Origin of the sequence: Bradyrhizobium sp. BR13661 (assembly GCF_029892425.1) — a bacterium.
Taxonomy (GTDB): Bacteria; Pseudomonadota; Alphaproteobacteria; order Rhizobiales; family Xanthobacteraceae; genus Bradyrhizobium.
This window is the reverse complement of record NZ_JARXWB010000005.1, coordinates 314663-335990: the sequence shown is the minus strand read 5'-3', so window position 1 is coordinate 335990 and position 21328 is coordinate 314663. Positions and strand designations below refer to the sequence as shown.

Genomic DNA, 21328 nt, shown 5'->3' with positions numbered 1-21328 from the left:
GATCAGACGAGCCCTTTGCCGGCGTCCGAGCCCTTGGCCGCCTGGCGCTTGTTGAGTACGTGGATGGTGCCGAGCCCAAGCGCGATCACCGTGAACGAGACCGCGGAGATCACGGTGCCGAGCGCATAGATGTCCGGGTTGGTCACCGTCGTGGTGAGGCCCTGGAGATCGAGCGGCAATGTATTGACCGCACCGATCGCCTGGCTGGAGCGCGCAAGCTCGTCCCAGGACAGGGTGAAGCCGAACAGGCCGATGCCGATCACGGACGGCAGGATGATCGGCAGCACGACATGACGGAAGGTTTGCCACGGCGTCGCGCCGAGGTCGCGTGCCGCTTCCTCCAGCCTCGGATCAAAGCGGTTGAAGATCGCGAACATGATGAGCAGGCCGAACGGCAACGTCCAGGTGAGGTGCGCGCCGAGACCTGATGTGAGCAGGCCCATCGATGTCTCGAAATTCTCGTTCCAGTGCGCCTTGATCAGATCGTCGATGATGCGGAATTCGAGCGAGATGCCGAGCGAGGTGATGATCGAGGGAACGATGAGGCTGGCGATCGCCGAGTAGAACAGGATGCTCTGCGCCTTGAATTTGCGGCGGAACGCCATGCCGGCGGCGACCGACAGCACGACGGTCGCGATCATCACGACCACGCCGAGCAGCAGGGAGCGACGGAACGCCGCGCCGAGATCGACGATGCCGGTGCCCTGGAACAATTTTGCGATCCAGAAGGTCGAGACGCCGTTCATCGGGAAGGTGAGGCCGCCCTGCGGCCCCTGGAACGACAGCACGTAGATCGCGATCATCGGGCCATAGAGAAACAGCACATAGGCCGCGAAGAAGATCGCGAGCACGTAGAATGAGCGCGGGCGTCCCTCCCTCATCGCTCACAGCTCCTTCTTGATGTCGACGATGCGCGACATCATGGTGATGATCATGAAGGTGATGACCAGCAGGATCACCGCATTGGCGGCCGCGGCCGGGAATTGCAGTGCGTTCACCCGCGTCTCGATGATCTTGCCGGCGGCCGCGATCTGCTGGCCACCCATCACGCCGATCGTGATGAAGTCGCCCATCACGATGGTGATGACGAAGATCGAGCCGATCACGATGCCCGGCTTGGCGAGCGGAATGATGACGTTGACGAGCGTCTGGAAGCCGGTGGCGCCGGCGTCATAGGCCGCCTCGATCAGCGACTTGTCGATGCGCACCATCGAATTGAAGATCGGCACCACCATGAAGAAGGTGAAGAGGTGAACCAGCGCCAGCACCACGGAAAATTCGGAGAACAGCAGCCATTCGAGCGGCTGGTTGACCAGTCCGACCTTGATGAGGCCGGAGTTGACGAGGCCGTTGCGCCCGAGCAGCGGGATCCAGGCGATCATGCGGATCACGTTCGATGTCCAGAACGGGATCGTGCAGAGCAGCGACAGGCCCATCTGCCAGGTCTTGGACTTGATGTGGAAGGCGAGGAAATAGGCGACCCAGAAGCCGATGAACAGCGTGATGGCCCAGACCATGAAGCAGAATTTCAGCGTCTTCACGTAGGTCTTGGCGATTGTGCAGAGATCGGGGAGCTGCGCGATGCAGCCTTCGAACGTGTCGGTGTAGCCGCGGCCGGAGAAAGCCGGCAGCAATTGATATTCGTTGTAATCCCAGAACGAAACGATGACGACGAACACCAGCGGAATCAGGAAGAAGGCGAAGAACACCAGCATCATCGGCCCGGCCTGGAGCCAGGAGATGAAAGACGGCGAAAGGCGCGCGGATTTCGCCGCGCGCTTCGTCTCTGGTCCCCGGACAAGGTCCGGGGATGCCTGTTGCAGGATGTCTTCCGACGTATCCATCACGCGGCGATGAACTCGTTCCACTTGCGGACCATGTAGTCGTTCTCGTCCATCACGGCGTTCCAGCACGCGACGCCGCCCATGCGGTCTTCGTACGAGCCGCCGTCACGCACCGCGCCGGCCTTCTCGAGCAGCGAGCCGTCGGGCGCCTTGATGTCCTTCTCGGCAGGCTTGCCTTCCATCCAGTAGGCCCACTCGTAGGGCTCCATGTTCGCCTTCGCGGTCGAAAGCACGGCCGAGTAGTAGCCCTGGCGGTTGAGGTACGCGCCAGCATAGCCGGACAGGAACCAGTTGACGAACTCGTAGGCCCAGTCGAGCTTCTCGCCTGACACGCCCTTGGAGACGCAGAAGCCGGAAGCCCAGGAGCGATAGCCCTCCTTGAGCGGCTGGAAGGTGCAGGGGATGCCCATCGAGCGTACCTTGGTCACGGCCGGCGACCACATCGACTGAATGACAGTTTCGCCTGACGCCATCAGGTTCACGCTCTCATTAAAATCCTTCCAGAATGCGCGGAACTGGCCGGCCTTCTTCGCCTCGGTCATCACCTTCATGGTGAGATCGATTTCTTCCTTGGTCATGTTGCCCTTGTCGGCATATTTGTACTTGCCGGTGGCTTCCACGACCATCGCGGCGTCCATGATGCCGATCGAGGGGATGTTGAGGATCGAGGCCTTGCCCTTGAACTCGGGATTGAGCAGCTCCGACCAGGAGCTGATCGGGCGCTTGATCAGGTCGGGGCGGATGCCGAGCGTGTCGGCGTTGTAGACGGTCGGGATCAGCGTGACGAACTCGGTCGCCGTCTTGGAGAAGGTCTTTGAATCCTTGCCTTCGAGATACAGCACCTTCCAGGGCGCGGTGCCCTGATTGCCGATCTTCTTGCCGCCGGGCGTCTCGCCCTTGGTGAAGACGGGCGTGATGTTGTCGAATTGCTTGATCTTCTTGGCGTCGAGGGCAAGGATGTTGCCCGACGGCACCAGCTTCTTCAGCGAGAAATATTCGGTGTCCAGCACGTCGAAGGAGTTCGGCTGGGTCATCACGCGCTTGGTGACGTCGTCAGTGGTCGCGGTGATGTATTCGATCTTGATGCCGGTGTCCTTCAGGCACTGCTTGGAGATGTCGTCGCCCTCGTTCACGGCGGTGCCGAGATAGCGCAGCACCTTCGGCTCGGCCGACATCACGTAGGGGAAGCCGGTGATGGCGCCGGAGCCGGCGGCGAGGCCCGCGAGACCTGCGGTGCTCTTCAGTAGCGTGCGGCGGCTGACGCCGGTCTTTTTGGTCGTCTCGGTCATTCCAGTCACTCCTCTGTGTTGCGCATTTTCTAAGGTGACGGCGCTATTGCAGACGTTGCGCCTTGGAGGGATCCCAGGTGGCCAGCACGCGATCGCCCGGACGGAACGGGTGGACGTCGAAAGTGGCTTCGGGAACGTGGGAGAACAGGGCAGTGCCGTCGTCGAGCGTCAGCGAGACGGCGACATAGGAGCCCTGGTACTCGGTCTGGGTCAGCAGCGCCGGCGCGCCGAACGCGCCTTCAGCGACCGGCTTGATACCGAGCTGATCGGCGCGCACGGCGATGAGCTTGCCGGCGTCGCTGAGGACGTTGTGGCCGCCGATGAAACGGGCCACGAATTCGGTGCGCGGATGGTGGAAGATGTCGCGGGCCGAGCCCTGCTGCTCGATCTTGCCGTGGTTCATCACCACGATGTGGTCGGCCAGCGCCATCGCCTCTTCCTGGCCATGCGTGACCTGGATGAAGCTGATGCCGAGCTCTCGCTGCAGCCGCTTCAGCTCGCCCCGCATCTTCACCCGCAGGAACGGATCGAGTGCGGACAGCGGCTCGTCGAGCAGGAGAATCTGCGGCTCGGTGATCAGCGCGCGGGCGAGCGCGACGCGCTGCTGCTGGCCGCCGGAGAGCTGCGCCGGCAGGCGGGCCGCATAGGGGCTCATCGCCACCAGCTCCAAGAGTTCGCCGGCGCGCTTGTGCCTGACAGCGCGGTCGATGCCGCGCATTTTCAGGGCAAACGCAACATTGTCGAGCACGGTGAGGTGCGGAAACAGCGCATAGGACTGAAACATCATGGCCGTGCCGCGCTTGGCAGGCTCGAGCTCCGTGACGTTCTGGGGACCCAGGATGATGTCGCCTTCGCTGACGGCCTCGTGGCCGGCGATCATGCGCAAGGTCGAGGTTTTGCCGCAGCCGGACGGACCGAGCAGGCAGCAATAGGTGCCGGCGGGGATCTTCAGATTGACGTTGTCGACCGCCACCGTGGCGTCATAGCGCTTGGTGACGGCAACCAGTTCGAGAGCGGCGGGAGTGGCCATGGCGTGTCCGGCAGGAGGGCGGTGCTTGCCCTCTCTCCGCAAGGTCCATGCCAACAGCGCTAATATTGCCGAATTTGGAAACTGTGCAGCGGAGTCAGATCGTTAGATCGAATCCAGCGCGTTTGTGCGGCGCACGGGGTGGGCAGGGGTATGCACACAAAATGGGCGAAGATTGTATAAAGTTTCGCCTGTGATTGGATACAGCTCGTCGATTACCATCGAAGGCCAAACATCTCTGATCGAGCCCTCGAACCCAACACTTCGAACTGATGGCCGCCAAATCCCGCCCGAAACCCGATGCGCCCGACGTGAGCGATCGCGTCAGCCGGATCAGGGAGGGCGTGACCGCGGCGATCCTCGAGCATCGCCTGTTGCCGGGCACCAAGCTCGGCGAGGACGAGATCGGCGAGATCTATGGCGCGAGCCGCACGCTGGTCCGCACAGCGCTGCAGCAGCTCGCCCATGAGGGCATCGTCAATATCGAGAAGAACCGCGGCGCCTTCGTTGCGCGTCCGACGCCTGCGGATGCCCGCGAAGTGTTCGAGGCGCGCCGTCTGATCGAGTCCACCATCGTCGATCACGCCGTTGATGCCGTCTCGCCCGCGTGGATCGACCGACTTCAGCAGCACCTTACCGAGGAGCGCGAAGCCGAGCTGCGCGGCGACGCGCGCGCGTCGGTCCGGCTGTCCGGCGACTTTCATCGGCTCATCGCCGAGATGAGCGGCCACAGCATCTATCTCGGCTTCCTCAAGGAGCTGATCGCGCGCTCATCGCTGATCATCCTGCTCTATCGTCGTCATGATACGCCCGCCTGCGGCACCGATCATCACGCCGAGATCGCTACCGCGATCCGCAAGCGCGACAAGCAGGCCGCGCGCGCGCTGATGCTGTCGCATCTGAACGAGATCGAGGCCGAACTGTTCCTGAAGGATCCCGCCGCCGACGAGCTGCGGCTTGCGGATGTGCTGGGGGCATGACGCCGTCCGGCGGATCGCCCATCCTAATGTCTGGCGCGCGATTTCGCTGAACGGCTGCGTTTCGGTTTGTCAGGCTGTCGCGTAGTTGCCGGATCACGCTCATATGCCGCGAGAAACACGTTGATGCCGCCCTCGATCAAGGCGCGATGCTGGGCTTCGCTCGGAGCGATCATGGACAGCGACCATTTCAGGATTTCCTTACCCTGGACGAGGCTGAGAAACTGTGTCGCCGCGAGCCTGATATCGGGAATGTCGACGAGCCGCTGCGCCTGCGCTGCGCGCAGGAAGGCTGCGACGTCGGCGTCGCAACGTTCCGGTCCCGCCTTCATGAAGACGTCAGCCACACGCGGATAGCGTGAGGCGCACGACATGATGAGCCTGTGCATCGCCAGTCCTCTCTGATCGAGAAAGCCTTCGAGGAACGTCCTGGCGATGGCGCGCAGTCCTTTCCTGAGATCGATCGGCTCGCCGTTGTCCTGCCACAGAGTCTTCGGACCGAACCGGCGGCATTCGTCATTGACCAGCGCCAGCAGCAGATCGTCCTTGTCGTCGAAATGAACGTAGAGCGTCGCCTTCGACACGCCGGCCTGGCGCGCGATCGCATCCATGCTCGTCGTGTCGAAGCCGAGACCTAGAAACAGTTCGCGTGCGGCGTCGAGGATCTGGCGATGCTTGGCCTTCGCACGCGAGGGTTTGCCGGCGTCGATCCGAGGCGAAGCCCGTCGTGTTTGCGGCTTTTGCGCGGCAGCAGCCATGTTCTGCATTCTCCGAAGGCTTGACATTCGGCCGAGGCTAGCAACATAGATGGCCGCTGTTAAAAACTAAACGGTTTAGTTCTGTGACATCTGACCATTCTGACCCCTACCGGCACAGGCTCTCCGTCAAGCCGGGCTGGCGGGGCAGGGCTCGTGCCCGGATAGGCGTGCTTCTCCCCGGTGCGCTGCTTGCCTCCTGTGCCGTCGGACCGGACTTCATCGTGCCCGCGAGCCCGGGCGTCGACGGCTTTACCCGCGAGCAGCGCATCGCGGCGACGACGAGCGCGCCAGTTGCCGGCGGCAACGCACAGGTGTTTGCGTCTGGCAACGATATCTCCGGAAACTGGTGGAGGCTGTTTCGATCGAGACAGCTCAGCGCCTTTGTCGAGGAGGCCGTTCGCAATCATCCCGACGTCCAGGCGGCCCAGTTCGCGCTGCGCAATGCGCGCGAGACGGCGCTGGCGCAGCAGGGCAGCCTGTTTCCGCAGGTCACGGCGAACGGATCGGCCGAGCGCGAGCAGGCCTCGACCTCGCAGTCGGGACAATGGCCTGCGCAGACCTCGACCTACACGCTTTATGGCGCTTCGGTCAGTGTCTCCTACGCGCTCGACATCTGGGGCGGCACGCGTCGGCAGGTCGAAGCCCTTCAGGCGCAGGCCGATTATCAGGCCTTCAGGCTTGAGGCGACCTACCTGGCCTTGACAGCCAACGTCGTCACCGCCGCGATTACGGACTCCTCGCTACGCGATCAAATCACCGCGACCGAGGAGATCATCAAGGCCGAGGCCGACCAGCTCGCGCGCATCCAGCACCAGTTCGACATCGGCGCGATCTCGAAATCGGACGTGCTATCCCAGGAGGCGACGCTGGCGCAGGCGAGGGCGACGCTGGCACCGCTCCAGAAGCAGCTCGCCCAGCAGCGCAATCAGCTGATGGCCTATCTCGGACGGCTGCCGAGCCAGGACCGCGACGAGCATGTCAGGCTCGCCGACCTGCGCCTTCCGGGCCGGCTACCACTTTCATTGCCGTCGGCCCTGGTGCGGCAGCGTCCCGACATCAGGCAGGCCGAGGCGACCCTGCATCAGGCGACAGCAACCGTCGGCGTCGGCATTGCCAATCTGCTGCCGCAGCTCACGCTGTCCGGCAGCTATGGCGCCAGCGGTCCGGAGCGGCTGTTCTCGCCCGATACCATCGTCTGGAGTGCCGCTTCCAGCGTCAGCCAGAAGCTGATCGACGGCGGAACGCTCTATCACACCAAGGAAGCCGACGTCGCCGCGTTCGAGCAGGACCTCGGACTCTACAAGAGCACGGTGCTGACGGCATTCCAGAACGTTGCGGATTCGCTGCGCGCGATTCAATACGACGCCGCGACATTGAAGGCGCAGGCGGCCGCGGAGAAGGCGACCGCGGACAGTCTCACGATGGCGGTCGAGCAGTTCAAGACCGGGGCGGTCCCTTACGCAAACATCATCAACGCCCAGCAGTCCTATCTCAATGCGCGCGTGTCGCGCATCAAGGCGCAGGCGACGCGCTTCACCGACACGGCAGCGCTGTTCCAGTCGCTCGGCGGAGGCTGGTGGAATCGAACGGACGAAACCCCAGACGCGCTGCCGCGCGCCAAGCCCGGCTATTTCGCCGGATCCGACAAGACAACGCAGGACGCGATGCGATGATCAAGCGCATGACAATCATGCTGGGCGGGATGGCCATCCTGTTCGGCGGTCTCTACGGCTTCCAGACCTTCAAGGACATGATGATCCGGAAGGCGATCGGGGGCATGGCCAATCCGCCGCAGACCGTGTCCACCGTGGTCGCCGACAATGCAGCCTGGCAATCGAGCCTGAGTGCGGTGGGCTCTCTGCGCGCGGTGAACGGCGCGGACCTCGCGCTTCAGGTCGCCGGCATCGTTCAAAGCATCCAGTTCTCCTCCGGCGAGAGCGTCGCGGCGGGGCAGCCCTTGCTGTCGCTGGTTGCAACCGACGACATCGCCAAGCTGCATTCGCTGCAAGCCACCGCCGAAAACTACGCCATCGTGCTCAAGCGTGACGAGGAGCAGATCAAGTTCAGCGCGGTCAGTCAGGCAGCGCTCGACAGCGACAAGGCCAATCTGAAGAACGCGCAGGCCCTGGTCGAGCAGCAGAAGGCGGTGGTCGAGCAGAAGACGTTGAAGGCGCCGTTTGCCGGCCGGCTCGGCATTCGCGCCGTCGATCTCGGCCAGTATCTGAGCGCGGGCACCAGCATCGTCACCCTTCAGAGCCTCGATCCGATCTATGTCGACTTCTACCTGCCGCAACAGGCGCTGGCGTCGATCGGCATCAATCAGGACGTCGCGATCTCCGTCGATGCATTTCCGGCCGAGCGCTTCACCGGGCAGATCACGGCGATCAACGCCAAGGTCGATTCGAGCAGCCGCAACGTCCAGGTCCGCGCCACCCTGCGCAACGGCGAGGCGCGGCTGCTGCCGGGCATGTTCGCCAGGGCCGAGATTGCCGTCGGCAAGCCCGAGCAGGTCGTCACTGTACCGCTCACCGCGATCGTCAACAATTCCTACGGCGATCTCGTCTATCTCGTCGACGATCTGCACGACGGGCAGGGCACGGCGCGCCAGATGTTCGTCAAGACCAGATCGCCCAGGGGTGACCGCATTGCGGTGACCGAGGGCGTGAAGCCGGGCGAGACGGTGGTGATCGCCGGCCAGCTCAAGCTGCGCAACGGCAGCCCGGTCAGGATCGACAACTCCCACGTGCCGGTCGCGGAGGCCGCGCCCAACATCGTCGATCAGTAGACCCGGCTACGGGTTCGAACAGGCAGCCACAACGATGCGTTTCACCGATATCTTCATCCGCCGGCCGGTTCTGGCGCTGGTGGTCAGCGCCCTGATCCTGGTGCTCGGCCTGCGCTCGATGGCCACGCTGTCGATCCTGCAATATCCGCGCACCCAGAACGCCATCGTCACGGTGTCGACGGCCTACGCGGGCGCGGATTCCGACATCATTGGCGGTTTCATCACCACGCCGCTGGAAAACGCCATCGCCCAGGCCAACGGCATCGACTACATGACGTCGAGCAGTGTCACCGGCACCAGCACGATCACGATCAATCTGCGGCTGAACTACGACTCCGGCAAGGCCATGACGGAGATCAATGCCAAGGTCAATTCGGTCCTCAACCAGTTTCCGAGCGGCACGCAGCAGCCGACCCTGACGCTGAAGGTCGGCCAGACCATCGACGCCATGTATATCGGCTTCGCCAGCGACGTGCTGGCGCCGAACCAGATCACCGATTACCTCACGCGCGTGGTGCAGCCGCGCTTGCAAGCCGTTCCGGGCGTGCAGACGGCCGAGCTGCTGGGCGCCAAGAAGTTCGCGCTCCGCGCCTGGCTCGATCCCGACAGGCTCGCCGCCTATGGCCTGACCGCGAGCGACGTGTCGACCGCATTGTCCGGCAACGACTACATCTCGGGGCTCGGCGCGACCAAGGGCCGGCTCGTGCAGGTGGATCTTGCGGCATCGACCAATCTGCATTCGCTTGAGCAGTACCGCAACCTCGTGGTCAAGAGCGTCAACGGCGCCATCATCCGGCTGCGCGACGTGGCGAATGTGACGCTCGGCAATGACGACTACGACACCGAAACGAGGTTCAACGGCAAGACTGCCGTCTACATCGGCATCCAGGCCGCGCCGACGGCCAATCTGCTCGACGTCATCAACGGCGTGAAGGCGGTTCTGCCTGACATCAAGGCGCAACTGCCGAACGGCCTCGCCGGCGAGGTGCTCTACGATTCCACGGATTTCGTGAACTCGTCGATCAATGAGGTCGTCCACTCGCTGCTGGAAGCGGTGCTGATCGTGATCGTCGTGGTCTTCATGTTCCTGGGTTCCTGGCGTTCGGTTCTGATCCCCGTGATCGCGATTCCGCTGTCGTTGATCGGCACCTTCGGCCTGATGCTGCTGATGGGCTTTTCCATCAACCTGCTGACGCTGCTGGCGCTCGTGCTCGCCATCGGGCTCGTGGTGGACGATGCCATCATCGTGGTCGAGAGCGTCCACCGGTTGATCGACGAGGGTGTGGCGCCGGTCGAGGCCGCCATCCAGTCGGCACGCGCGCTGGCAAGCCCGATCATCGCCATGACCGTCGTCCTGATCGCGGTCTATGTCCCCGTGGGATTCCAGGGCGGCCTCACCGGCGCGTTGTTCACAGAATTCGCCTTCACGCTCGCCGGCGCCGTGACGGTGTCGGCGGTGATCGCGTTGACGCTGTCGCCGATGAACTGCGCCTGGCTCCTGCGCAAGACCGAGCGCGACGCCACCCATTGGGAAGCGCGTCTGGTGCGTGCGATCGACCACGTGCTGGAGTGGCTCTCCGGCGCCTATCGTCGCCGGCTCGAATCCATCTTCACGACGAAGCCGGTCGTTGCAATGTTCGCGCTGCTGCTGCTTGCCGGCATTCCCTGGCTCTACGCGACTTCGACCAGCGAGCTTGCGCCCGATGAGGACCAGGGCGTCGTCCTCTCGCTGACCACGGCGGCGCCCTCGGCGACGCTTCAGCAGCGGCAGTTCTATGGGAAGCAGCTCTACGAGCTCATCGCCAGGCGCCCCGAGACGCAAACCGTCTTCCAGATCGATACCTCGACCCAGGTGATCAGCGGCTGGGTGCTCAAGCCCTGGGAGCAGCGCGCGCTCACCACCAAGACGCTCCAGCCTGACTTCCAGAACCTGCTCAACACCATCGCCGGCACCCGTTCCGTCGCCTTCCAGCCGTCGCCGTTGCCGGGGAGTAACGGGCTTCCGATCCAGTTTGTCATCGGTACGACCGGATCCTTCAACGAGCTCGACGAAGTCTCGCGCAATTTCATGGCGGAGGCGCTCAAGAGCGGCCAGTTCATCTTTCTCGACACCGACCTGAAGGTCGACAAGCCGCAGACGATGGTGATGTTCGACCGCGACAAGGCGGGCGATCTCGGCCTCAAGATGAGCGACCTCGGCGGCGCGCTCGCCACCATGCTCGGCGGCAACTATCTCGACTATTTCAGCCTAGACGGCCGCTCCTACAAGGTGATTCCGCAGGCCCGTCAGAACGAGCGGCTGACCAGCGACCAGCTGCTCGGCTACTACATCCGCGCCAGCGACAATTCGATGGTACCGCTGTCGACCGTGGCCCATCTCGAGAGCAAGACTATCCCGCAGTCGCGCAATCACTTCCAGCAGATCAACGCGGCGACGATCTCGGGCGTCGCCATGCCTGGTGTCTCCATGGGCAGCGCGCTCGCGACGTTGAAGGATCTCGCCAAGACTCTGCCGGTGGGCTACACCGCCGATTATGGCGGTGCCTCTCGGCAGCTCGAGCAGGAATCGGGCGGTTTCGTCACCACCTTCGCCTTTGCCGTGATCATCATCTTCCTGGCGCTGGCGGCGCTGTTCAACAGCTTCCTCGATCCGGTCGTCATCCTGGTGTCGGTGCCGATGTCGCTCGCTGGCGCGTTGATCTTCATCAGCCTCGGCATCGGTGGCGCGAGCCTCAACATCTATACCCAGGTCGGGCTGCTCACCTTGATGGGGCTCGTCAGCAAGCACGGCATCCTGATGGTCGAGGTCGCGAACGAACTGCGTGCGGACGGCAAGAACGTGACCGAGGCGATCATCGAGGCTGCCACGATCCGGCTGAGGCCGATCCTGATGACCACGGCGGCGATGGTGCTCGGCGTCGTTCCGCTGATCACGGCGAGCGGCGCAGGTGCCGTGTCGCGTTACAACATGGGCCTCGTTATCGCGACCGGATTGTCGATCGGCACGCTCTTCACGCTGTTCGTGGTGCCCGTCGCTTACGTGCTGATCGCGCGGCCGACTGCGTCAAGAACCACGACGCCGGCCTAGCCAAAAAAGTTGCGGCCAGGCTTTGGGGGAAGCCTGGCCGCGCGCGAACCGGTCTGGGACGGGGAGGGGTGGGGATGTGACCGGGTCGCGTAACCTGTTGTCTCGTTCCTCGAACTACTGATCTCTGGCGCTGGCGGTGGAGACCGCCGGCTTGGTATCGCCCAGCGAGACCCAGACATTGGGATCGCTCTGCGACTGGCGTTTGACGAAGCGGTAGCCGGTCTCCGTCCAGGCAACGACGTTCTCGTTCTGATTGTCGAGAACGAACTCGCCCTTGTCGGTCTTCACCGTCAGCACCGCGTGTCCTTCGCCCTTCTTGTCGCGCACGACGGTGATGAGCAGGGCCTCGCGGGGCCAACCGGCATCCATCAGCATCTTGCGCTTCAACAGCACGTAGTCTTCGCAATCGCCGTAACCGTCTGTCGGCAGCGACCATTTCTCGATGACGCCCCAGTGCTCCTGGTCGGTCAAAGGCTTGATGGTCTCATTGACCCAGCGATTGACCTTGGTCAGGTCGCGCCACGCCGTCTGCGACATCACGATGTCGCGCGGTTGCGACGGTCCGCCCTGACACTGAGCGGCATTCTCTGCACAAAACTCGACCCAGCCGATCGGCGCGCGCGTGGTGTCGCCGAGGCTCGCGTAGAGCAGACGGCCTTCACCGGCCTGCGCTGCCGCGCCGATCCCGAAGAGCATGACGGCGAGCGCCAAACCCTTCCCCTGTCCCGTGAAGTCCAACATTGCGGCCCCCGTTTCTTGTTGGGACCACATTGCGCACGGAGCTTTTGAGTTGCCGCTAAGTCAGCCAAGTCAAGTCGAGACGAATACAAGTAAAAAGCGCGGCGAATTCGATCTATACTTGAATATAATTCGCGTAAAATTTGAGATGACTGCAATTATTTCAAATTGTAGGGATTAACGCGGAAACGCTGGCGGAACCGGTGTTTGGCGACGCAAGAGGCCCGCGCGTTAACCCGCCTACAGCCGTCGAGCGACGCGAAAAAGGCGGCGTCCGCATCGCGGAGGCCGCCTTTCAGGCAGGGAAACCCTAGGTTTTAAGGCTCGCGCGCTTTACCGCGCGGTAACGCTCTCTTCGAGTGTCTCGATCGGCTGCGAGTGCAAGAACTCCAGCGCGAAGCCGTCTTCGAGGTTTCGGACCACGCGCCCCTGGACCCGGCCGAGCAGAACGGTCGATTTCAGCGGCGGGCGGTTCTCGGCGGCAATGGCCGCGCCGGACAGCGACAGGTCGATGATGCGGCAGGTCATCTTGGTGCCGTCCTCGAGCGTCAGCACCGCAATCGGGTTGCGCGGCACGATACGGTCGTGGCGGCGGTCTTCCGGCAGATTGAGGATGTCGCGGTTGGCGAGCCAGGTCAGCTGGGCCGCGAGCTTGTCGCGCTTGCGCGGCGTTGCGCCGACCGTCATGGCGAAGCCGTTGTCGATGATCCTTGTGATCTTGCCCTCGACGCGGCCGATATGGTCGAGATAGGCGACGACGCGGTCGCCGACATTGCCGATGCCGGGGGCGAGCAGCGCGAGCCCGCCGGGCGACATGTTGATCACCTGGCAGGGGAATTCGCGGCGATCCGGCAGCATGTAGCGGCCGAGCAGGTGCACCTTGACCCGCTGGAAACGCCGACGTTCCTCGGCGGCCGGAAGAAATTTTTTGTTCGCCAACGCCATTTTCAACACCCGACCCCCCGCCCGGGCGGAGTCCGACACGACCCTAAGGTGCACAGGGTTAATGCCGCGTTAGGATTGGGGGCGTCGATGACGGACAGACACAATGCGCTCAAAAAGCCACATCAGCGGCGGGCAGGCCAGGACTGTCAGCGCGCCTAAGTCGAGCGCGACTGCGGCGGTTCCGGCCGACTTGGCGAGCCGCCCCGCCACGGCCGGACCCAGCATCATCGCCGCATAGAAGAGAGTGTAGAACACGCCCATGCCGATCGCCCTTGTCTCCGGGGCGAGCACGCGGGCGGCCAGGCTCATGATCGGGCCGGCCGGGAAGCCGCCGATCAGGCCGATCAAGACCAGGACGGTAATCACGGCATCGGACCGGGTCAGCCAGGCCAGCAGGGTAGCCACCGCGATGCTGGCCGCGATGGTCATGACGAGGGGCCTGCCGCGATCGGCCAGATACCCGCCTAACGGTACCGAGACCACCGACAGCCACATCACGAGGCTGATGGCCGAACCTGCGGCCGCAATGCTCCAGCCGCGTTCGGCGAGCAGGGACGGGCCGAACGAGAAGATCATGGCGAAGCCCACATTATAGAGGCCCCAGATCATGCCCGCGACGATCACCGCCAGCAGGGCGAGGCGATCGAGCCGGCCTGAACCGGCTGCGCTCGCCGTGACGGCCGGCGGCGGCTGGTAAAGCATGATCAGCAAGATGCCGATCGCGCTCAGCGTCCCCGTCGCCGCGAATACGGCGCCCGCGCCATGGGCGGTGCCGATCGCCGGCAGCACCAGCAGGGAGATCGCAACGCCCGCCGGCCAGGAGTTGACGAAGATCGCCATCGCGGTGGCAATCTCTTTCCCCGCGAACCAGTCCGTGCCCATCTTGGTGAGCTGCACCGTCAGCAGCACGCCGCCCGCGCCGGAGGTGAGCCGACCCGCCATCTGCAAGCTCCAGATGTCGGTGGCCGCCATCACGAGGCTGCCAGCCGTCATCATCAAGAGCGCTGTGATCGTCGTCGGCTTGTCGCCAAGCCTTCGTCCGATCGCGCCGCCCGGCAGCGCCAGCACGACACCCGGCGTGAAATAGAGCCCGATCAGGATGCCGATGTCGGCGAGCCCAACGCCAAACGTCTGTTCAAGCAGCGGCGCGACCGCCGCCACGCTCTGGAACTGGAACGCGATGGTGAGACGGACAAAAAACAGGATCGCAAGTATGGCCCAGCGATTGCGCAATACCTCAACTCCCCAACCCTGCAGCGAGGGTGCGGTGGGGAGGGGCCGGAGTCAACCGACAGCGGTTCTTGCGGCGCGCTGATACAGCAAACACAGCAGCCCCAGCAGCGCCGCGGCTGACAATCCCAGCGACCAGTGAATGCCGATCGCAGCACCAAAGACGCCGACGGTGATGCCGCTGAACGCCCGCATGCCAAGTCCCGCCATATTATAGAGGCCGACGACGCGGCCGCGCATGTCGGCCGGCGCATTCAGCTGCACCAGCGCCTGCGCCATGGTGTTGAACGACAGCTCGAAGAAGCCCGCGAAGAACAGCAGCGCGATCGCAACCGGATAGATCCGTATCGCGGCGAAGCCGAGCAGCGCCACGCTCCAGAACGTTGCGAGCAGGATCGCGGTGCGCGGCGTGCCCTTCAAGCGGCCCCAGGATTCCAGCGCAATGCCCGCGAGCAGCGCGCCGCCGGCATCTGCCGCGAGCAGCACGCTGTAGGACACGCCGGGATCGCCATGGCCGAGATCGCCGGCAAAGCCCGGCATCTGGGCGTGATAGGCGTTGCCGATCATGAAGGAGGTGAGGCCGGCCAGCCAGGTCATCGCCGTCAGCACCGGCTGGGTGCCGATGGCGCGCATCGTCAGCAGGATGTCGGCAAAGCCGCGCACCGCGTAGCGCCGCACGGCGACGCTGCCGTCGCGCACTGGCGCCCAGAACAGCCAGAGCAGCATCGGCAGGTAGAACAGTGTGTTGAAGATGATGCCGTGCGAGGGGCCGAGCGTCAGCATGATGACGCCGCCGACCGCAGGTCCCACCAGAATGCCGAGATAGCGCGCCATCGCGTTCAGCCGCACCGCGCTCGGCAGATTTGCAGGACCCACGAGGTCGTAAAGCAGCAGCTGGTTCGGCGTCTGCCACAGCACGCCGGCGCAGCCGTGGATCACCAGCAGCAGCATCGCGTGCCACATCTGGATCGTGTCGGTGATGAAGAAGTAGCCCCATCCGCTTGATGCCACGATGAACAGCAGCATGCCGCACTGGATGATGCGACGCGGGTCGAACCGGTCGGCAAGGCCGCCGACCACGACCGAGAACAGCAGGAACGGCAGCCAGTGCGACAGCACGGCAAAGCCGCCCAGCGTCGGCGAATGGAATTTCTGGAACACCACCCAATAGCTGATCACATGCTCGATATTGTCGGCCATCATCGCCAGCACGTAGGCAATGAACTGCAGCCGATAGGGCACGGATTTCATCGCCGCGAACGATCCGGACGCGGCCACGGGATTTTGGGGGAGGGGGTTCAAGCGGGCACCACGGGAAGGATTTCGGCCGGCTCTACACGGTGGCCGGTAGGCGCTCAAGACACTTGCAGGTAACCCCAACGCTTGGCTGGATTGCGTTTGCTGCGCCCTTGGCCGCCGCTTGGCACGACCGCGCATCTCACATACGCTTCGCCGCAAGCCCGCACGGCAAACCATAACAAGCGGGCGCCGAGGAAACCGCCATGGAACAGATCCGCGTCTGCACCCACGCAGGACCGGGCACCGAGCCTGTGATCAAATCGGTGCCGTGGCCGAAGGTCGGCCGCAAGGGTGCGCTGATCAAGATCGGCGCGTGCGGGGTCTGCGGCACCGATCTGCATATCCTGAAGGGTCATTGGCCGAAGCCGCTGCCCTGGCCGTTCACGCTCGGCCACGAGATCGGCGGCGTCATCGTCGAATGCGGCGAGGAATTCACCGAAGATTTCATGAGCAAGCCGCTCAAGGTCGGATCAAAGGTGATGATCCCGCCGCTGATGCCGTGCGGCAAATGCTATTACTGCATCCACTATCCGCAAACCGCGAACAAGTGCCTGACGCCTGTTTATTACGGCCGCTATCTCGGCTTCGACAAGGCGCCGCACATGTGGGGCGGCTGGGCCGAATATGTCTATGTCGATCTCGACATGCTGCCGGGCACCAAGATCTACAAGCTGCCCGACGACATGTCGCTGCGCCTCGGCGCCTTGTCCGAGCCCCTGACGTCCTGCATCCGCGCCTTCAACCGCGCGACTCGCGCCGGCGGCTTCACCTGGGCCGACACGGTGGTGATCCAGGGCTCGGGCCCGATCGGTGTTTTGGCAGTCGCGGCGGCAAAAGAGATGGGGGCAGGGCGCGTCATCTGCGTCGGTGCGCCGGAGGAGCCGCGGCTCAAGCTTGCTCGCGAGTTCGGCGCGGAAGCGACTGTCAACATCGAGGAAATCCAATCGCCGCAGGAGCGCATCGCCCGCGTGCGCGAGATCGTCGGCGGTTTCGGCGCTGATCTGGTGATGGATTGCTCGGGCCATCCGACCGCCGGCCCGGAAGGCATCGAGATGCTGCGCGACGGCGGCACCTATGTCGAGATGGGCCAGTTCACCGACGCCGGCTCGATCGAGACCTCCTGGCACCGCATCTGCACCAAGGACCTCAACGTGCTCGGTTCCTGGGGCTTCACCGGTAACGACCTCCCGCTCGGCGTCGACATGCTCTACCGCACGGCGGGCAAATATCCCTGGCTGAAGATGCAGACGCTCTATCCGTTCACGGAAGAGGGTGTCGCGCAGGCCGTGAAGGACGCAATGGCGATGAAGACGGTGAAGTCGACCATCGTGCCGTGGCCGGATCTGGTGGAGTAGGCGATGCCGTCCGTTCCCGCCGATCTTGCGGCGTTCTTGGTCGAAGCCAAGCGGCGCACCTATGCGGGCCTCGACGAAGATGCGACCGTGGCCACGCCGCTACTCGTCGGCTCAAAGCAGCTCGAGCATCGCGCACCGCCTTACGCCTATCGCGACATCTATTTCGGGATGGGATTTTTCGTCGGGCAGGAGACGGTGTCGCAGGACGACCGCGTCATCTGGTCGATGAGCTATAGCGGCGGCGCGCGCGCAGAGATCGCGGATCGTGACGGTTTTCTCGCGATCTACAAATTCCTGCGGCAGGCCCTGCTGGCGGTCCGCGTCGAAGAGCCGTTTCGGGGACCGCGCCTGTTCGAGCAGGCGGACATGATCTACCGCAACGACGTCGAGGGCGGGCTCGATCGCTTCCATGGTGTTGAGACGATCTCGCGGCAGAACGGTGCAGTGCTGTATGAGCTGCGCTATAGTGGCGGCCTGCTGCGATAAGTTTCGGTTTCGAAGCCCGGATAGGGCGGAGCGCAATCCGGGGGCCAGTCCCGCATTTTCGCTCCGCTCCATACGGGCTACGAGTGGGAGTTTGCAATGAAGGACGAGATGACAAGCGAACAGAAAGCAGACGCCAACCCGCGTACCCGCTCGCCCTTCGGCGCCATCCGGGCGATCGACTACACTGTCATCTTCGTGCGCGACATGGTGGCGATGCGCCGCTTCTACGAGGACGTGCTCGCTCTATCCCTGCTGCGCGAACTATCGCCGAACTGGATCGAGTACGGGATCGGCAGCAACACGCTCGCATTGGCGCGACCGAGCCGCACGGCCGCCGATGCGCCGACGCCGGCAGGTAGTGCCTCGCTGCAACTGGCCTTCAAGGTCTCTCCTGACGAGGTCGATGCCTGCGCCGAGGAGCTCGTGCGACAGGGCGTAGCGCTGCTGTCGCCGCCGACCAACCAGGCGTTCGGACATCGGACGCTGTTTTTCCGCGATCCCGACGGCAATCTTCTGGAGGTCTATGCCGAGATCTGATCCCGCCCAAAAAGTTCCACAGATAATCCCAGAGAAATTCACATGGAGGTGAAACTTAAGCCCGGGTTCCGGCATTGGGTTCGCGGGAGAGTGCATGTGAAGAGAATCCTGAAACCCGTCACCTACGTCCTGGCCGCCATCTATTTCCTGGTGGATGCGGTTTTCATGGCCGTGGCGCATCCGATCTCGCGCTGGCTCGAGCGGCATTTCGAATTCAAGCGGCTGCGGGCCTGGATCAAATCGCTTCCGCCTTACCCGTCGCTGGCGCTGTTTTCCGTCCCCGTGATCATTCTGGAGCCGATCAAGCCGCTGGCAGCGTACCTCGTCGCGACTGGTCAGTTCCTGAGCGGCGCCGCGGCGTTCATTGGCTGCGAGTTGCTCAAGCTGGTGCTGGTGGAGCGCCTGTTCCATCTCACCCGGGACAAGCTGATGCGGATTCCAGCGTTTGCCTGGGCGTATGGCAAGTTCAGCGAGATCAAGGCCTGGCTGCAGGCCACCGAAGCCTGGCGCGCCATCCGCGCCTTGAGCCGCGCGGCGAAAGACTATGTCCTGCAGGCGAGGGCACGGCTCGCTGGCGGCTTCAACCGACTGGTGACGTCAAGGGATTAGAAGTGCGCCGGCTCGCATAGAGCTGGGCAATAGGTTCGGCCTGAGCTGAGCGGCATTGTCGTCAAGCCTCGTCCGCCTTCACCACCGTTTCGCCCACCACCTTCGTGCCTTTAAGCTCGCGCGGCCGCAAAAGTCCGGCCTTTCGACCCAAAAGTGCCGGGTTGAGCGTCCCATACCTGTTCACCCTGTCGCCAATGCCATGCATCAAAGGCATGGTGATTTGGCCGCTTCTGGCGTAAAGAGCGTCCAAATCAAAATCTTCATGGGTGTGACCGGGCCTTCTGCAGTGATTGCAGCGTCAGGCCCCTCGGCTCTTTCCGCTCCGCGCCCCCGGACCAACCAAGGTTTTCCATTCCGTGTCCTTTCCGGCCCTGACCCCGCCGCTCGCCCGTGCCCTGGCCGAGCGCAATTACGATTCACCGACCCCCGTTCAGCTCGCCGTGCTCGGCGAGGATGCCGTCGATCGCGACCTGCTGGTGTCGGCGCAAACAGGCTCGGGCAAGACCGTCGCTTATGGCCTCGCCATGGCCAGGGATCTGCTCGGCGATGTCGAGCGGTTCGCACAGGCCGGAGCACCGCTGGCGCTGATCGTCGCGCCGACCCGTGAGCTCGCCCTGCAGGTCCAGCGCGAGCTCACCTGGCTCTACGAGCACGCACGTGCGCGCGTGGTTTCCTGCGTCGGCGGCATGGACCCGCGCCGCGAGCAGCGCGAGCTGGCCGCGGGCGCCCATATCGTCGTCGGCACGCCCGGCCGCCTGTGCGATCATCTTCGCCGCAAGCGCCTCGACATCTCGGAATTGAAGGTCGTCGTCCTCGACGAGGCCGACGAGATGCTCAATCTCGGTTTTCGCGAGGACATGGAGTTCATCCTCGAGACCACGCCGGAGACGCGGCGCACGCTGCTGTTCTCGGCGACCTTTCCGCGCGGCATCGTGGCACTGGCAAAACAGTATCAGCAGGACGCGTTCCGCATCGAGGTCGCGGGCGACGAGGGCGGTCACGCCGATATCGAGTACCGCGCCATCCGGGTCGCTGCCGGCGATGTCGAGCATGCGGTCGTCAACGTGCTGCGCTTTTACGAGTCGCCGAGCGCGCTGGTGTTCTGCAACACGCGCGATGCCGTCAGGCATTTGCAGGCCGCGCTGCTGGAGCGCGGTTTCTCTGTGGTCGCTCTCTCAGGTGAATTGACGCAGAACGAGCGTACCCTGGCGCTCCAGTCGCTCCGGGACGGGCGCGCCCGCATTTGCGTCGCGACCGACGTGGCAGCTCGCGGCATCGACCTGCCGAGCCTCGATCTCGTCATTCACGCCGATCTGCCGAACGATCCGGAGGTCATGCAACATCGCTCAGGCCGCACCGGCCGCGCCGGCCGCAAGGGCGTCAGCGTTCTGCTCGTGCCGCCCGTGCGACGGCGGCGTGCGGAGGTATTGCTGAATCTGTCCGGCATCGAGGCGAACTGGGGCACGGCGCCGCAGGCGGATGAGATTCGCAAGCTCGATCATGAGCGCATGAAGGACGTATTGTTCACCGAGGACACCTCCGCCGACGATCTCGAGCTGGCGAAGGCCTTGCTGGCCGAGCGGTCGGCGGAGGATATCGCCGCAGCGCTCGCCCGGCTCTATCGCGCGCGGCTGCCGTCGCCGGAGGACATCATCGATCCCGGCGAGCGAAGCAGCAGCAGGCGCGACGAGCGTCACCGCGACGATCGTACACCGCGTGGCGACGACCGCCCCGAGCGGCCTCGCGCCAAATCGGGGACATCGTCGAAGCATGTCATGGGGGAGCCCACCGTCTGGTTCCGGGCCGCCATCGGGCGCCGCAAGAACGCGGAAGCGCGCTGGCTGCTGCCGATGATCTGCCGCCGTGGCGGCATCGACAAGCGCGACATCGGTGCGATCAAGATCAGCGACACCACCACCGAGTTCGAGATTTCGGAGCGCGTCGCGGAATCCTTCGCTGCCAAGGTCAAGCGTCCGGACAAGGAAGACAGCATCCGCATCGAGCTGGTGACGGGCGCGCCGCAAGAGCAGGCGCCGGCGGAGAAGCGCGCACGCGCTCCGCAGCGCGATGAAGGCGAGGACCGGCAGGTCGTCCGTCGCAGCGACGATCCCTGGAAAGCCAACGGGCCGAAGCCTCACGACAGGCCGCGGGGCAAGCCGGAAGCCAAGCACCAGAGCAAGCCTCACGCCAAACCTCAGGACGGCGACAAATTCGGCAAGCCGGCATTCGGCAAGAAGAACAAGACATTCGGAAACAAATCCGGTGACGCCAAACATGCGCCGTCGGTCACCGAATGGCCGGGCGCGTCGGGCAAGAAGAACAAGAAGAAGCGTCGCGGCTGAGTGGCCGCGGGGCAGGGGC

18 protein-coding genes are annotated in these 21328 nt (G+C 64.0%); 9 read left to right on the top strand and 9 right to left on the bottom strand.

Annotation, left to right across the window (positions count from 1 at the left end; genetic code table 11):
- Positions 1-2 precede the first annotated feature (2 nt).
- The 4 genes from M2427_RS11310 to M2427_RS11295 are packed head-to-tail and all read right to left on the bottom strand — an operon-like array spanning position 3 to position 4163.
- Complete coding sequence (locus tag M2427_RS11310) at positions 3-881, bottom strand: ABC transporter permease (protein ID WP_280706354.1); 879 nt, start codon at positions 879-881, stop codon at positions 3-5.
- A 3-nt stretch (positions 882-884) separates the two neighbouring features.
- The gene (locus M2427_RS11305) at positions 885-1844 is read right to left on the bottom strand and encodes an ABC transporter permease (RefSeq protein WP_280706431.1); all 960 of its coding nucleotides are present in this window, start codon (positions 1842-1844) and stop codon (positions 885-887) included.
- Complete coding sequence (locus tag M2427_RS11300; protein WP_280706353.1) at positions 1844-3133, bottom strand: PotD/PotF family extracellular solute-binding protein; 1290 nt, start codon at positions 3131-3133, stop codon at positions 1844-1846. The genes M2427_RS11305 and M2427_RS11300 overlap by 1 nt, the downstream gene beginning before the upstream one ends.
- Before the next feature lie 43 nt (positions 3134-3176).
- Positions 3177-4163 (bottom strand): ABC transporter ATP-binding protein, encoded by a 987-nt coding sequence (locus tag M2427_RS11295; RefSeq protein WP_280706352.1) that lies wholly within the window; start codon positions 4161-4163, stop codon positions 3177-3179.
- A 269-nt stretch (positions 4164-4432) separates the two neighbouring features.
- Between M2427_RS11295 and M2427_RS11290 the strand changes: the two genes are divergently transcribed.
- Entirely contained in the window at positions 4433-5140 is a 708-nt protein-coding gene (locus M2427_RS11290; RefSeq protein WP_280706351.1) for a GntR family transcriptional regulator, read from the top strand.
- A gap of 23 nt (positions 5141-5163) precedes the next feature.
- Here the strand turns inward: M2427_RS11290 and M2427_RS11285 are convergent, their stop codons facing one another.
- On the bottom strand, positions 5164-5895 hold the full coding sequence (locus M2427_RS11285) for a TetR/AcrR family transcriptional regulator (RefSeq protein WP_280706350.1): 732 nt from the start codon (positions 5893-5895) through the stop codon (positions 5164-5166).
- Between the two features lie 161 nt (positions 5896-6056).
- Here M2427_RS11285 and M2427_RS11280 point away from each other — a divergent pair, with 161 nt between their 5' ends.
- The 3 genes from M2427_RS11280 to M2427_RS11270 are packed head-to-tail and all read left to right on the top strand — an operon-like array spanning position 6057 to position 11768.
- Positions 6057-7568, top strand: a complete 1512-nt coding sequence (locus tag M2427_RS11280; protein WP_280706430.1) for an efflux transporter outer membrane subunit — start codon at positions 6057-6059, stop codon at positions 7566-7568.
- Positions 7565-8680 carry an efflux RND transporter periplasmic adaptor subunit gene (locus M2427_RS11275; RefSeq protein WP_280706349.1) on the top strand — a complete coding sequence of 372 codons (1116 nt, stop codon included), beginning with the start codon at positions 7565-7567 and terminating at the stop codon, positions 8678-8680. The genes M2427_RS11280 and M2427_RS11275 overlap by 4 nt, the downstream gene beginning before the upstream one ends.
- Positions 8681-8714: 34 nt before the next feature.
- The gene (locus M2427_RS11270; RefSeq protein ID WP_280706348.1) at positions 8715-11768 is read left to right on the top strand and encodes an efflux RND transporter permease subunit; all 3054 of its coding nucleotides are present in this window, start codon (positions 8715-8717) and stop codon (positions 11766-11768) included.
- A gap of 114 nt (positions 11769-11882) precedes the next feature.
- Here M2427_RS11270 and M2427_RS11265 read toward each other — a convergent pair whose 3' ends face one another.
- The 4 genes from M2427_RS11265 to M2427_RS11250 form a co-directional block, all read right to left on the bottom strand.
- On the bottom strand, positions 11883-12509 hold the full coding sequence (locus M2427_RS11265; RefSeq protein WP_280706347.1) for a transglutaminase-like cysteine peptidase: 627 nt from the start codon (positions 12507-12509) through the stop codon (positions 11883-11885).
- A 330-nt stretch (positions 12510-12839) separates the two neighbouring features.
- Positions 12840-13451, bottom strand: coding sequence for a PilZ domain-containing protein (locus M2427_RS11260; RefSeq protein WP_027536189.1), 612 nt, complete (start codon positions 13449-13451; stop codon positions 12840-12842).
- A 69-nt stretch (positions 13452-13520) separates the two neighbouring features.
- Positions 13521-14684, bottom strand: coding sequence for an MFS transporter (locus M2427_RS11255; RefSeq protein WP_280706345.1), 1164 nt, complete (start codon positions 14682-14684; stop codon positions 13521-13523).
- Positions 14685-14735: 51 nt separating this feature from the next.
- Positions 14736-15983, bottom strand: a complete 1248-nt coding sequence (locus M2427_RS11250; RefSeq protein WP_280706344.1) for an MFS transporter — start codon at positions 15981-15983, stop codon at positions 14736-14738.
- Between the two features lie 200 nt (positions 15984-16183).
- Between M2427_RS11250 and M2427_RS11245 the strand changes: the two genes are divergently transcribed.
- The 5 genes from M2427_RS11245 to M2427_RS11225 all read left to right on the top strand — a co-directional run bounded on the left by M2427_RS11245 (position 16184) and on the right by M2427_RS11225 (position 21309).
- On the top strand, positions 16184-17335 hold the full coding sequence (locus M2427_RS11245; RefSeq protein WP_280706343.1) for a zinc-binding dehydrogenase: 1152 nt from the start codon (positions 16184-16186) through the stop codon (positions 17333-17335).
- A 3-nt stretch (positions 17336-17338) separates the two neighbouring features.
- Positions 17339-17821, top strand: a complete 483-nt coding sequence (locus tag M2427_RS11240; protein ID WP_280706342.1) for a DUF5680 domain-containing protein — start codon at positions 17339-17341, stop codon at positions 17819-17821.
- A gap of 96 nt (positions 17822-17917) precedes the next feature.
- The gene (locus tag M2427_RS11235) at positions 17918-18358 is read left to right on the top strand and encodes a VOC family protein (RefSeq protein ID WP_280706340.1); all 441 of its coding nucleotides are present in this window, start codon (positions 17918-17920) and stop codon (positions 18356-18358) included.
- A gap of 96 nt (positions 18359-18454) precedes the next feature.
- Entirely contained in the window at positions 18455-18967 is a 513-nt protein-coding gene (locus M2427_RS11230) for a hypothetical protein (RefSeq protein ID WP_280706339.1), read from the top strand.
- Between the two features lie 356 nt (positions 18968-19323).
- Positions 19324-21309: a DEAD/DEAH box helicase gene (locus M2427_RS11225; protein ID WP_280706338.1), complete on the top strand. Its 1986-nt coding sequence runs from the start codon at positions 19324-19326 to the stop codon at positions 21307-21309.
- Positions 21310-21328: the final 19 nt, after the last annotated feature.

Excerpts from the sequence above, each read along its gene's own strand:
- M2427_RS11295 (WP_280706352.1), bottom strand. The coding sequence starts at position 4,163 with ATGGCCACTCCCGCCGCTCTCGAACTGGTTGCCGTCACCAAGCGCTAT.
- M2427_RS11290 (WP_280706351.1), top strand. The coding sequence starts at position 4,433 with ATGGCCGCCAAATCCCGCCCGAAACCCGATGCGCCCGACGTGAGCGAT.
- M2427_RS11260 (WP_027536189.1), bottom strand. The coding sequence starts at position 13,451 with ATGGCGTTGGCGAACAAAAAATTTCTTCCGGCCGCCGAGGAACGTCGG.
- M2427_RS11235 (WP_280706340.1), top strand. The coding sequence starts at position 17,918 with ATGAAGGACGAGATGACAAGCGAACAGAAAGCAGACGCCAACCCGCGT.
- M2427_RS11305 (WP_280706431.1), bottom strand. The coding sequence starts at position 1,844 with ATGGATACGTCGGAAGACATCCTGCAACAGGCATCCCCGGACCTTGTC.
- M2427_RS11285 (WP_280706350.1), bottom strand. The coding sequence starts at position 5,895 with ATGGCTGCTGCCGCGCAAAAGCCGCAAACACGACGGGCTTCGCCTCGG.
- M2427_RS11245 (WP_280706343.1), top strand. The coding sequence starts at position 16,184 with ATGGAACAGATCCGCGTCTGCACCCACGCAGGACCGGGCACCGAGCCT.
- M2427_RS11270 (WP_280706348.1), top strand. The coding sequence starts at position 8,715 with ATGCGTTTCACCGATATCTTCATCCGCCGGCCGGTTCTGGCGCTGGTG.
- M2427_RS11300 (WP_280706353.1), bottom strand. The coding sequence starts at position 3,133 with ATGACCGAGACGACCAAAAAGACCGGCGTCAGCCGCCGCACGCTACTG.
- M2427_RS11310 (WP_280706354.1), bottom strand. The coding sequence starts at position 881 with ATGAGGGAGGGACGCCCGCGCTCATTCTACGTGCTCGCGATCTTCTTC.
- M2427_RS11265 (WP_280706347.1), bottom strand. The coding sequence starts at position 12,509 with ATGTTGGACTTCACGGGACAGGGGAAGGGTTTGGCGCTCGCCGTCATG.
- M2427_RS11240 (WP_280706342.1), top strand. The coding sequence starts at position 17,339 with ATGCCGTCCGTTCCCGCCGATCTTGCGGCGTTCTTGGTCGAAGCCAAG.
- M2427_RS11275 (WP_280706349.1), top strand. The coding sequence starts at position 7,565 with ATGATCAAGCGCATGACAATCATGCTGGGCGGGATGGCCATCCTGTTC.